This window comes from Alphaproteobacteria bacterium, from assembly GCA_040216735.1.
In the GTDB taxonomy this organism is placed as follows: Bacteria; Pseudomonadota; Alphaproteobacteria; order SHVP01; family SHVP01; genus CALJDF01.
Genome location: JAVJOO010000005.1, coordinates 562574 through 575542 on the forward strand (window position 1 = coordinate 562574; position 12969 = coordinate 575542).

At 63.3% G+C, this 12969-nt stretch carries 11 protein-coding genes; all 11 read right to left on the reverse strand.

What is annotated here, in order from left to right; translation table 11 throughout:
- Nucleotides 1-93: 93 nt before the first annotated feature.
- Nucleotides 94-1830: a hypothetical protein gene (locus RID42_16020; GenBank protein ID MEQ8249187.1), complete on the reverse strand. Its 1737-nt coding sequence runs from the start codon at nucleotides 1828-1830 to the stop codon at nucleotides 94-96.
- Nucleotides 1831-1835: 5 nt separating this feature from the next.
- The gene (locus RID42_16025; protein ID MEQ8249188.1) at nucleotides 1836-2666 is read right to left on the reverse strand and encodes a hypothetical protein; all 831 of its coding nucleotides are present in this window, start codon (nucleotides 2664-2666) and stop codon (nucleotides 1836-1838) included.
- Between the two features lie 11 nt (nucleotides 2667-2677).
- Nucleotides 2678-5080, reverse strand: coding sequence for a cyclic nucleotide-binding domain-containing protein (locus RID42_16030; GenBank protein ID MEQ8249189.1), 2403 nt, complete (start codon nucleotides 5078-5080; stop codon nucleotides 2678-2680).
- A 190-nt stretch (nucleotides 5081-5270) separates the two neighbouring features.
- A complete protein-coding gene (locus RID42_16035; protein MEQ8249190.1) occupies nucleotides 5271-7505 on the reverse strand; it encodes a caspase family protein in 2235 nt (744 codons plus the stop codon).
- A gap of 5 nt (nucleotides 7506-7510) precedes the next feature.
- Nucleotides 7511-8332: a serine protease gene (locus RID42_16040; protein MEQ8249191.1), complete on the reverse strand. Its 822-nt coding sequence runs from the start codon at nucleotides 8330-8332 to the stop codon at nucleotides 7511-7513.
- A gap of 35 nt (nucleotides 8333-8367) precedes the next feature.
- Entirely contained in the window at nucleotides 8368-8643 is a 276-nt protein-coding gene (locus RID42_16045) for a hypothetical protein (GenBank protein ID MEQ8249192.1), read from the reverse strand.
- 382 nt (nucleotides 8644-9025) lie between these two features.
- On the reverse strand, nucleotides 9026-10063 hold the full coding sequence (locus RID42_16050) for a hypothetical protein (GenBank protein ID MEQ8249193.1): 1038 nt from the start codon (nucleotides 10061-10063) through the stop codon (nucleotides 9026-9028).
- Between the two features lie 514 nt (nucleotides 10064-10577).
- Complete coding sequence (locus RID42_16055; protein ID MEQ8249194.1) at nucleotides 10578-11075, reverse strand: hypothetical protein; 498 nt, start codon at nucleotides 11073-11075, stop codon at nucleotides 10578-10580.
- Nucleotides 11072-11479 (reverse strand): hypothetical protein, encoded by a 408-nt coding sequence (locus RID42_16060; protein ID MEQ8249195.1) that lies wholly within the window; start codon nucleotides 11477-11479, stop codon nucleotides 11072-11074. The genes RID42_16055 and RID42_16060 overlap by 4 nt, the downstream gene beginning before the upstream one ends.
- A gap of 2 nt (nucleotides 11480-11481) precedes the next feature.
- The gene (locus RID42_16065) at nucleotides 11482-12375 is read right to left on the reverse strand and encodes a hypothetical protein (GenBank protein ID MEQ8249196.1); all 894 of its coding nucleotides are present in this window, start codon (nucleotides 12373-12375) and stop codon (nucleotides 11482-11484) included.
- A complete protein-coding gene (locus RID42_16070; GenBank protein ID MEQ8249197.1) occupies nucleotides 12360-12926 on the reverse strand; it encodes a hypothetical protein in 567 nt (188 codons plus the stop codon). Before RID42_16070 ends, RID42_16065 begins: the two co-directional genes overlap by 16 nt.
- Between the last annotated feature and the right edge of the window lie 43 nt (nucleotides 12927-12969).

A 12969-nucleotide genomic window follows, 5' to 3' on the forward strand; every position in this document is an offset into this window, starting at 1 on the left:
AACCGACGCCGCACCACGGATGATATCAACACATCTGAATATCGATAAGCCCACAGGGTTGTCGGGTGCGCCAGGACTGCGAAACCGCGGCACTCAACCGTCCTCAGCACGCGCATTCTTCACGGGCTCGCGCATCGGTTGATGGAAATCGAGATGGAAGTCGTGGCAACTCACACAGGTCGACGGCACCCGCTGAACCGCCGCTTCACCACCGTGGCAGGCCTGGCAGGTCGCTATTTGCGGCAGCAGAACGTCCGTCGCCTTGTCGGAGTCGACGGCCGCATGACAATCCAAGCAGCCCGGCGCACTGTGACTGCCATGATCGAAGCGCCCTTTAGTCAACCAACGGTCGACAACAAGGACTGGGGCAACCGAATAATCGAGGGGCCCATCGCCGGTTCGGGTAACTTCGTGACAGGTACCGCACACCGACCGCGTGAAAACTCGCGCGCCCGCGTCGCGGGCCGCCTTGTCGGCCCAAGCCAGCGCCTCGAGACGCTCTTCCTCCGAGAGCGAGCGCCCGCCCGGCCGCCGCCGTACGACCGCAGGTGCGGCCTCAACCGTCGCGCCGCCCCGCAGAGCGAGGTCGCCGTAGAATTCCTTCAGCGAGTTGGTGACGTCCGCGACGCTGCCATGCGGTAGCCGGCGGGTCGGTACGGTCGGCTCGAAGTTGAGTAGGTGACAATCGCTGCAATGGTCTTCCATGACGACCGGCGCGAAACCCCCACCACCCTGCTCCGAAGTATGACAGTCCGCACACGCCATAACGCGCCGCTGCTGTTGGCCCGGCACGAGAATTCCTTGCGGATTGAGATGCTTCTTGTGGGTGAAGATCAGGTTCGATTTTTCGACCGGCCAGTTCGCCTTGTCGAGCGCCACCCGTGCGAACGTCTTTGCGGCGGCATCGATGACGACCGCGGGACGAAACTCTGGATGGTCGCGTCCAAAATTGGCCGCATCCCCAAGGTCGGTCTCGCGCGCGACCTTCTTCAAATCGCTGTGGCACGACGAACAGAACGCCTGATCTTCCCGCGTGATCGGTTCGGACCCTTGGTGTTCCTTATGACAACTCTGACACAGTGCCGTCGATATTTCTGGCAGATCGTGGACCTTGGGGTCGACATGGTTCTGGATGTCAGCATGGCACTCCGCGCACACGTTATCCTGTACGCGGACGAACGGCCGTTCGTGGCAAAAACCACAGTTCTGCGCCATGAATTTGTGCGGCCCCGATACCGGGCCCGTCACCCACGCCAGATCGGCCGCCATCGGCCAGTACTCGGTCGCCATGGCCATTTCGATCGAGTTCCTGGAAACGCGCGCATCGTCGCGGTTGATCACGAAGGCCTCGATCAATGGCCATAGCAAAAATGCGGCGAGAATGACAACCAGCGCTCCCCACGCAAGCGGCCTTTTGCCAATCCCCGACTGGTCGAGCCGTGTAACGCTGTTCGCCCGGAGCGTCGCGAGGGTATCGCCAACCGGGCGCACCAACTCGACCGAAAGGGTGATCTCGGCATCGCCGACCGGCGGCAGAACCACGATGTCATACGGGCCGACGCCGATCGTCGAGCCAATACGCACCGATCCATTGGCAATCGGTTGGCCGTCGACCGTAACGTTGTTGCGCGCCTCGCCGAAGCTTTCGAAAAAAAGCCCGCCTACACGTTTGTGAAGAACCCCTTCATGCAGGACAACGCCGGGCGCCGGTAACTCGACTTCGTTGTCAGTGCTACGACCGAATCGAATCGATTCGCACTCGATGCGCTCGTCGCGGGTCGCTGTCGCGCCGTCGCGTTTCTTAGTGAGATATCGAACAAGAACTTCCACGCGCCCTACCAGTACAAGAATACTGTGATGATATGGATGGCCAATGCACCAAGCAGTGCGACTGACAGCGGGATGTGGAAGTAGAGCCACACATCCAGCAACGCCTTGTATTGAATGTCCCGGCGAATCCGGACCAGAAGCTCTACCTTGCGGGCGAGAACGCGAACTAGTCGGCGCGCCGCATCGGCGTCCTTGCCGCTATATTGTTCGGCCATCGCGCGCACCTTATTCAGGGCGTGCGTACTCGCGCACGTGGGGTCGTGACCCGCGAGCTGGCGCCACATGCTCCCGCCAAGAGCCGTGTTCTTGTCCGCGTCTTCCACCAAGCGGTAAACCTCGTCCGGCAGATCGCGGGCGATCTCGTAACAATCGCGGCTCATTCCCGCCACCAATGCCCAGACGTCGCCCAGCGCGCCCTCGCCGCGGTTGAGCGATCGCAGCCGCGGATAGCGGAGATAGGCGTAGAGACCGAAGGCCCCGCTGCCGATCACCAAAACCATCAGCGCGTACGCCAAGGTGTGAACGTTGATGCCGAACTGGAAGCCGCTGTGTAGGGTTCCAATCACGAGGAGCGACAGGCCAAGGTAAACATGGGCCGACGCCCAATCCTCAAGCAACAGCTTCCCGACCCCATAGCGCCGCTTGCGGATGCCAAACCACGCCAGCCAAACGATGATCGCAGCGCCCAATCCGCCTAGCGTATATCCGAGCCACGTGCCCCCGTTGGGCCGCCCCAGTGGGTCGTGAACCGCATAAGCCAGAAGCGCCACGACGATCAACGCCACCGCGATCTTCAGATAACGGAAATTCCGGAATACCAAGATGGATGTGTGCACTACCCGCTCCGCTAGCCGCGCGCCGCGAGTTCTGACAACGAAAAGAACTCTTCAGGGCTAACGCGAATCGCCGCACCGGTCGGGCAGGCCCGGACGCAGGCCGACCCCCCAGGAACATTGAGGCACATGTCGCACTTAACCGCGACTTTGGGAGCACCGTCGTCCTTTTTATGCGCCTTGTTCCAGATTTTGTTTTCACCCGGCCCCGGTCCGATTCCGAACATCATCCACGAGAACAATCCGGGCTTCTTCGGTGCACCCGAGGAAAGTTGAATCACGCCATAGGGACAATTGCGTTCGCAATTGCCGCAACCGATGCAGCTATCGTCGATATAGACTTCGCCATCGACAGCCCGGTGTATCGCATCGGGCGGACAATCGGCCATGCAGTGCGGGTGCTCGCAATGGCGACAGGAAGTCGGCACATGAATGCTCGCATAGGTTGGCCCCGCCTCGCGATTGAGACGCGAAACGCCGCCATGGGTTTCCGCGCAGGCCTTCTCGCAGTTGTCGCAGGCGACGCATAGTGTTTCGTCGATGAGCAAGATGTCGGTCGCCTCGCCAACGCCTTGCTCGACGAGGAACTGGATGATGTTCCCGGCGTCGGGGCGCGTTTGCATGCTCTCGCTCTCGATGAAACGCGTGAGCAGGCGCCGTTCGACTTCGCCGCGCAACTCGGGCGACGCATCGATCATCTGGCGGAACTTGTCGCTCTCCATCCAGATGGTCTCGGTGTTGATCGCAGCGCGCACTGTCGCGTTCCGCCGGGCGCGCGTGAGAAAGGCCATTTCGCCGACATAGTGTCCGGCGGGCACGTAGGCGATGACGATGTCCTTGCCACCGATCCGCCGCGAGACGGTTACCGAACCCTTCCGAATCAGGTAGACGCCCTCGTCCGGATCGCTTTCCTTGAACATCACTTGGCCCGACTTGAAGCTGCGCACCTCGGCGGTTTCGAGAACCGGTTGGATCGCCTCGTCGGTCAGGTGCGGCGACAGGTACGTACGCAGTTGGCGCACCAGTGCCACTTCGTTCATCGACCGTTCGACCGCCTCGACCGAGTTGATCAGCTTGACCATCGAGCGGCGTGGCGATTCCAGCATCACCGAGGTTTCGGCGGCGAGGACCGTCGCGCTGCGACGGCGGCCCGCAATCAGCCCGATCTCACCAAAAAAATCGCCCACACCGACAGTCACTTTGATGTTGGGGTCGTCCTCGTCGATGAGAATGTCGGCGCTCCCCTCGACGATCATGAAGAACGAATTGGTGTAGTCGTTGCGTTCGAACACGATCTCGCCGCGACTTGGGACATGGATCGTCGCATCGAGCAAGAACTCGCGAAGCTGCAACGGCGTTAAGGCACGAAGCAGCGGTACGTTGTCGCGAATATGCGTGATCACGTCGTCTACCGAGCGGCCACCGGGGAGCGAGCGGAACTTCTCTTCAAGGAGCGGCTCATCGGCCGGTTTGATTTGGTTTCCGAGAATGAACTCGATGACTTCATAGCCTTGGTTCATCGCCTGTTTGATGAGCGGAAACCCCGCAAGTGCGCCGACGATGTAAAGACCCGGAACGTTCGATTCGTACTGAGGGCTGAGTTCGGGCAGCGACGACGGATCCTTGCTTGGGAACTCGATCCCACAGGATTCGACGAACTTACGCGGCGCCACCGCACCCAATCGGGCAATGATTCGGTCGCACTCGATTTCAGCTTCGCCGTCGGCAACGGTCAATACCAGCTTACCGGGCGTTACCTCCTTGGGATCGGCATTGTAGTAACAAACGATATCGCCGCTATCGATGGCCGATTCGATCAGGTTGCGGTTGCCGTCCTTGGCGCGCGCGAATTCATCGCGCCGATTGACGATGTACACGTTGTTCTGTTTGGCGAGTGCAACCGCGTTCTCGATCGCGGCATCGCCTGCCCCGATGACGACAATGTTTTCCCCTTCGTATTCGTCGGGGTCGTCGAGTTGATACTGAACACCGTCCCAATCGCCGCCCGGGCACGCCAGTTTGCGCAGGTTGCCTTGTAGGCCGATCCCGAGCACTACATTGTCAGCCGTCAGCATTTCGCCGTTCTTCAAGGTCAGCGAGAAATTGCCCTTCTCGCCCGTAATCGCGGTGACCTCGGCGTTATGACGGACATTCACACCGAGCGACGCGGTTTGCTCGTCCCATCTGCCCAAAATCGATTCGCGGGTCCCGGCATCGAACGCCATTGAGCTGCGCAGCGGCAGGATGTCCGGCGTCGCCATGACATGCTTGCCCTTTTGGTACTTGAAAATCGTGTCCGACAGGTGGTCGGTTCGCTCTAGAACGACGTGCGACACGTTTTGTTGGGCCGCACGGCCGCCGGCGCTCATGCCACAGGGTCCCGATCCGACGATCGCAACCTGATAGTGCTCTGCCATTGGTACGGTAGCCCTTCAGCCGCGGAAAACCGCGACCCCCGTTTGCTTAGTGGAGCATAACCGTATTTTTGAAGGGGTCTAAAGACAAGGCCCTGAGGGGAAAGAAAAACCTTGATTTTCTGAGCCTTTAGGCTCTCACCGCAACCCTACCGCCTGGGGTTGGCCGCGGGCCGGCGAAGGCCAGTACCGCTCACTCCATTCGCGAAACCACTGTCGCACGGCCACCGGCAATGGTCGCGGTTTGTTCTCGGTTGAATCGTTTGCGCGCTTGGAAGGTCATTTCGTCGTCGAGATAGGTCTTTACCTCCCCGAGCGTTACCTGTCCGTTGCCATCGCCCCAGGTCTTTGTGTCCGCTAGCCCCTGGAGCGCCATCAAGAGATGGCGTGTGAACAGGCCATGCCCGGCGTCTTCGTCCCAACTCGCGACTTGATCGCCCGACGCTGCGGTGACCATGACGATCCCCGCTTGGCTCCCCTCCGGCAGCGCCGGCGACAATCCAATCCCCGAGGTCGCCCGCAGGAGCGATCCACCCGCGGAGTTACCCGAAAAGCATGCATCGAGAAAAATCTGCACCGACCGCGCCGGCAGGCGCGACAGATTGTGGTGTAGCGTATCGAGCGAGTAGCCGGTCAGTTCTGCAAGGTTGGGATCGCCGTCCACCGGCAGAAGATATCCTCGGCGATCCTCCAAGCCTGGGACGCCGTGCCCAGAATAGAACACCGTCACATCCGACCGTCCGTCGCGTATCCAGTTGGCGAGTTGCGCCCGCCTGCTGCGCTCGGTGCCAAAGACCCGATTGAAGTCGGCTAGGGTCGCGTCGCGCAAGTCGATGACATTGCCATCGCGGTAACCAAGGACGTCGATCACATGACGGCGAACCGCGTCGGCGTCGTTGTGCGCGTAGGTCACATCCGGGATATCGCCGCCGTAGCGGCGGTTGCCGATAATGACCGCAACGGCGTGGCGATTTTCCGGAACATCCGCCGATCGCTGGGGCGTCAACGGAGCAAGCGCCGCCAATGCTTCCGGGCTTCCTTCCTCGGCAATTAGCGGGGCAAAAACGTAACCAAGGGGCGCGCCGTCGCGCGCAATGAAGAACCAATCCGCGCCGCGTACGCGGCCAAGGGCGACCACAACGGTCCCTTGGGTCACGGTGGCAACGCGCTGCGCGCGCACGTCAGGCCCTTCGCGTACGTTGGCGTTGCCGATCGCGACAAAACGCCGATCGATCGGCTCGAGATCGGGCGCCACGACAGCCGATTCCGACCGCGGCGCCCCGGCAACCTGGGGGCTGTTGGCCACGGCGGTGCCTAGGGCGGCAACGAGGGCCGTCATCGCTGCATTTGCCTGCGCATCGACGAAGCCGCTGCGCCCGCTGGGCAAACGGACGAGAAACCACCCTGCGCGACTCGTTTCCGCGACCACATCCAGTTCGAGGTCGTCAAGGCAGCCTCGGCCTGAGATCAACGGCCGAGCCGAGGGATCGGGCAAAACCCGCACGACATAATCGTCGGGGCCGAATATGCACGGACCGGTGCGCGGCGTGGGGTTGCGCGACTCGGGCGCGCGGGGCGCTTGCGCGACCGTCGCAGGCACGGTCAAAGGTTCTTGCGCCGCCAAGCGGGTGGGCGGCAACGCCAGCGTAGGCGCCACGGCAAGGGCCGCGCCGACATAGGCGCGTAGCGAGGGGTTGGTAACCTCAACAAAGCCGACGCGCCCGTCGTCGAGACGAACTTCTACCCAGTCCTCCACCGCGTCGCGTAAGACGGTGAAGCCGGGCTGATCGAGGCACCCGCCCCCGGAGCGGAGCCGTTCGCTGCTATCGCTGGTAGCGGCGCGCACAGTGAAAGTGCCCACAAAGGTATCGCACCCTACCTCCCGCATTGGCTCCGCAGACACCATTGTTTGCGGGCTGGACGGAACGCTCCGCGCCGCCGACGCCGTTCGTCCCGCCGGTGCGGCATTGGCCTTTTCAATTTCGGCAAACCGCGCAGGCTCGATGAAACGCAGCCGTCCAATATCGCGGCGTTTTGCACCCCGCATGAAGGACCTCGTGATGAGCGAGGCGCTGGCCTCCCACAAAGGTCCGGTGATATCCACCTCGATCTTTTTGTCGTCGGCGCCGTGCATGACAAAAGCGGTGCCCAAGAAATCTCCCCTTGGGTCGATACGCCCGGTGACCGCGCCTTTGTAGGCTGCGCCCTCCCAAAAGAGCGTGAGGTTGCCCATAACATTGCCGCCGGCAATGCGGATCTCACCGTCCCATCCGCCGATGCAGTGTCTTGCCGAGGGAATACAGCGATACGTGCCGCTCCATTGGCTGACGTTTTGGGCGCGTGCCTCGGGTGTGGCAACCATTGAGAGCCAAAGAAAACCTGCAAATAGGATCGCAACGCACTGCAGCGGTGTCTTGCGCCAAATCATCGGCGCTAGGCGTGGCAGAGGATTTTCACGGTGAAGCCGTTCGCCCGGCGGGCAATGTCAGGGACCGTCGCTGTCGCACCGTTGCCTACGCGGCTGTAGGCGACGCCGAGCGAATCCAATAGTTGTGTGACGACCGCACCGTGAATCGCAAAGTTGGTGTTTTGTTGCCCGTCGATGGCGAGCCGCGCGTTGTTAACGCCGACTACCCGCGCCTGCCCGTCAAGCAGCGGACCGCCGCTATTGCCCGGATTGATGGGCGCGGTGTGTTGCAGGTTGTTGACGTTGTTGGCGACGCCTGAGAGCGCCGAAACGATCCCCGTCGATACCTTCGGTTCGTCCGATAGGAGATCGCCGAAGGGGAACCCGTAAGCGACGACGGACTCTCCGGGCGTCGGGCGCTCGACCGCGAAGACGGCAAAACCGGACTCGGCCGACTGTTGTTGTTGCGGCACCGAACCGCGCCGCGCGGTGGCTTCGACCACGTTGCGCCAGCCGCCCCGCGCGGGCGGCGGCGGTGGCGCGGCGGTCGGCTGTTGGACTCGTGGCGGTCGTCCGCCGTCGGCGAGTTCAACAAAGCGAAGGACCGCGAGGTCCTGTCGCGGCGCTTCGCCGACAACCTGAGCCGCGCCGTCGAACCCGAGACCGACAATTTGGAGCCCCCCGCATCGACGCACGTCGCCTGCGTCGTCGCGGTAGAGGATCACATGTTGATTAGTGACGATATCGCCGTCGGCGTTGACGATGAAGCCGGTGCCGGAACTCACGATGTCAGCCTGCGCGGTTGTCGCGGTCGCGATCAGGAACGCAGCAAACAGTGATGTCCTCATGGTGCCCCCTAGGATCTCCCCCGCAGCGACACCGATTATGGCAGGATTCGAAGGACGCGGGGACCTGGAACGAGATCGCCCGGTTCGGCAACCGGTAAACCGGCGAAAATCCGCCGAACCGCGTCCTGGGCGAGCGAGGGCAGCACATCGGGATCATAGGCGAGGGCCGCCGCCCGGTGATCTGCGATGGGGGCCGCGATCACCCCGAGCGGGAACTCGCCGTCGCTGCGGACCGCGATATGGTGAGCCCGCCACAGCAGGGTGTCACTCTCCCACACGCCAATGGAGCGCCAAGGCGTCGGTGCGCCCACACCAGCGCAAAAACATTCGTGTCCACGGTTACCGACCAGCGCAGCACACCCGTGCATTTAGTGTCGTCGGCAAGACGGCGTGAATTGCTCGAGCGAGCCGCCCTTTCCGCGCCGTCGAATAACACGCGATCAAAGTGCTGAGGTGCGTGTTGCCCGATCGCCTTCGCGACGACCCTCTGGACCCGATCGTCTTCATTCTCCGCTGCGGTAATCGCAACGCAACCCGGATGCTTTGCCCCAAGTGCCGGAGAGATCTCGCGCTGAACGAAACGTACACCGACAGGCACTGGGTGCCCGTCGCCGTAATCGCGAAAGACAACGGGCGCACAGCCGATTGCGAACCATGCACCCATGAGGCACATCGCCCCCACCCGCTTCCCCTTCAGTGGAGGCATGCGCTGTTCAACGGGTTCAGGTCGATCTCGGTTACGACCCGGGCGCCGTCCACACGGAGATCGACAATAGACAACGCGTTTCCCCGTTGGCGGTAGCGTCCGGTAATCGTTTGGATGGCAATGTGGCCGGCGGTGCGTTGCAGCGACGCAAACGCCTCGAGCAGCGCGGCATCGAGGCGCCGCGGAAAAACCCGTACGGAGGCGCCTCCATTCCTTGCCAAACGGCTCGCCATCGCGGCCGGTAATCCGTCGCCCGGCAAGCGCGCGAGGCGACTGTAGCGGTCGTCGTCCGTTGCGGTGTCGAGCCCGGCCCGGTCGACTATGAGGCGGCCGTCGAGCAATACACGGGCGTCGCGCATCCCGTAGCACCGGCGCAGCACCCGCTCCAACGCGGCACGGTCGGCCGCTGCCTGCGGCCACTCGATCTCGATCGCTGGGCCGTCGCCATGTTCGGCAAGACGGAGCATCGCCGCCGCCGAGGGGCCGATCCTGTCGCGCGGATTGAGCAGTGCAACGGTTGAACCGGCGGGGCCGGGCACTTCGGCTCGCGCCTCAAACGCCGGGGTCGGCGCGCCCCCCCGGTGGGCCGCACGTATGGTTATGGCGAGCGACCCAGGTGCCGCGGGAGGCACTGGGGAACGCGGTGGCGGCGCAAGCCCGGACGCAAGTCGCTGGTTCCGCTCAGTCGCCGGCAGAGATTTCGTCTCTGACGGCGTTGTCTGGCCGACGCTAGGCCCGTGCGGCAGGAGCGTCGCCACCCCGGCGGCCTGCGCCAAGGCCCCTACTGGGCGGGCAACAACAGAGATCGGGGCGGGCGGCGTCGGCGACCGCACGCCGCCGTCGCGCAACGAAATCGCCGGGGGCGGTGGCAACGTCACGCCAGGGACGGATGCTTCCGGTCGCGCCATGGAGTCCTGCTGGACCGGCGCAATGGTATTGCGCGACGACGGCTGCACCGCATGGATCAGGGGGAGAAAGATCAGCGCCGCTACGCCCAGTCCGCGGGCAACACGAGGCCGGTCCACTACCTAAGGCGCGCACGGCCGGCAGCGATTTCCAAATCCGCCGCGAGGCGACGCAAGGCACGGGCATCGAGGATGGTGTCGGGCGGCGCAGAGGACAGCAGGTCGATAGCGAGTGATTCCGGTGCGGTCCGGGGAGCGCTGATTGGCTCCAGGTCTAGGGTAACCGATGATACATCCGCCGCGGTCGGAACGGGGCCTAAGTCGCCAGCGATATTTGGCAGCTCCGGCGGAAGGACGGAGTTCGTATCGGGCGCGAGCATACCTGTCGCTGGGACAACATCGGAATCCCCTTGAACGTTCAGATTGAGCGGAGGATCGGATGACCCCCCTTGCGCACGGTCGGCACTCTTCGCTCGGGGTCCGGTCGCAGTCGATCCAGGTGTGGACGGCAATTCGTTAGACCGTCGCGGCGACGAGTCCGGCCAAGCGGCGTGGAGATTGAAACCGGATAACCGATCCGCAAACAAGAGGTAGCCCAGAGCGGCGACCACGCTCGCCGTAAACGCCAGAGACTTCACGGCGTACTTCCCGTGCCGATTCGCATTGTCATCGAAACGCCAAGCAGCGCACGTAGCGCGGCGGCGACCGGCAGACCGACGATCGTCGTCAAGAAGGCACGCCCGAACGCCTCGCCAAGCTCGGCGATGATCGGTTGGACGGTCTCGGGGCTAAGGGTTCGGCCATGCAACGTGGTGATACCCGCGCTGATACCGACAAGGGTGAACGTTAGTGCCAACGTGACCAAACCGTTTGCGGCGGCCGACCCGACCTCGAACCAGAGCCGTGCGTCGGGTCCGGTCCGAACGCGGTACCATGCCACGAGGGCGGTGCCGACAAGACCGATCGCCCCGGCGGCGAACAAAGGGCCGAGACCGTCGGTCACCGCCGCAAGGGCATTCCGCGGCGATGTCCCGGCGACTAAGTGTACCGCGGCGAGCGAAATCAAGACCGCCCCAAGGCACCAGCCCGCAACGCCGACGCCGTCCCGCACGAGCGCTAAACGCGTACTCACCGCCGCCCTATCCGTGCCGCCATCAGAGTCTCGGTCGTTAGGCCCACCTGGGCGAGCCATGTGTCGATCGCTGCCTGGCGCTGTTCGATCCCCGCGTGGGTCAGGAAGGTGAGGTCAAAATTCGCGAACGCACGCCGCACTGTCGGTGTGTTGCGCCCAATCAGCGAATCGTCGCGGAGGACCAGTTGTTCAAGGGTCAGCAAGCGCCGCTGCGATAGCGTCAGCGCTTCGGCGCGCGCCTCGGCATCGAGGCCTGGGTCGAACCACGTCCGGATCATCGACGCGCGTTCGCGCTCCAGATTCTCCAACGGACCGGCTACCCCCGGTCGCGTCTCGGCAACCCAAAAAATCAAGCCAATCGTCAACACGGCGGCTACGCGAGCCGTACGAATCCTACCTATCATGACTACCTCGACTTGCGGTTGGTGAAGAGAGAAACGGCGGCTGGCGTTGCAAGGTCCGGGCCTGTCCGGCGGTCTCGCCCGCTGACTCGATCGAAGGTCGCGGCGAGCGCCTGCGCGTCGAGGGCAACCAAACGGGCCATCAACCCCGTCAGACGCACTTCTTGGTCCAACAGCGAGAGCCGTGATTCGGTATCTGCCAGCAACCCGCGCACGGCATCGGCATCGGCATCGCCACCGCCCGCGTCGTCCTCGGGTGCCGCGAGAGGGTGGTCGGCAATCGCTGCGGCAAGTGCACCTATTGCGTCTTCGTTGGCGGCATAGTTTTGGGCGTAGCGGCCATACGATGCCTCCGGGTCGGATGGCGCCGCGTCCTCGACACCGGCAAACCTGCGCCGTGCACCATGTTGTATCTCGACAAGGTTTTGAACGACGACCGGAGCGTTGCGTCCGCCTTGCTGCCGCTCGACAAGCAGACCTTCCAGGAGATCGCGGCGCGCTTCCAGCGCCCGTCGATACAAAGCATGGTGCCGCAGCCGGTAGTCGACGAAGGCCTTTTTCTCGACCACAAGCGCGCGCCTCAGGTTGTCCGCCACATCGCCGTCGGCCAACGGAAGCGCTTCTTGGAGTTCGAGAATTGCCGAGTGGCTGTCGTTGAGGGCGTTTTCCACGCTGGCGATGGCACTGGCCAACGCCGACTCGCCAAAATCGTCTTCGATCGCTTGGTCGAGATAGCGCACGGGGAGCTGAACCAATCGCTCGCTCACCGCCGGGCGCCAGTCTTGCGCCTCCCCATCGCGGCTCTGCGCCCCGGCCCACGGGACGCCAACCGCTGCAACGGCGAAAAAGCCGCAAACCACTGCCACGAAGCCCGCGCGGCCCATCAGTTCCGCGCCCAATAGCGCACCCGGCGCAATTCATCGCGCAGCGGCTCACCGATGTTGGGGACAGTCAGATCGACAGTGTCCGTAGCGGAATCGCCCCGGAGTAGTAGGTCGACCGTGTCGATGAACGACGATCCGTCACCAAAATAGAGGTCACGCCCGGCGAAGGCTTCTCGGTATCGGTCCAGGCCGGTGCGCGCGGCGGCAAGATCGCCGCCCTTGATGTAATTCTGAATAGCTAGGGCGTATACCCGCATGCGCGTTTCGACCGGCACCAACGACAGGGCTGCGGCGTCCAACGCGCCGTCGCAGGTGTCGGCAACCCGCGCACTTGCGAGGTACCGCGCGGTAGACGCGCCTTGCCGGGCCAGGGAATCGAGCGTTACGGCTTCGTCTTGGCATTCGTCGTAGTCGCGCAGGGTTTGTGCCTGGAGGGCGCGCGTTTCACGAAACCCGATTCCGACGTCGGGCCCGCTTACGGCATTGCTCATCGAACACCCCGCCGCACCGAATCCGGCGAGGATGACCGTCACAGCGATACGGCAGTTCGAGCGTCGTGACACCATGTCCGCTTCCTCCATTAGCACTGCAACAGAGGCTATGGCGGGG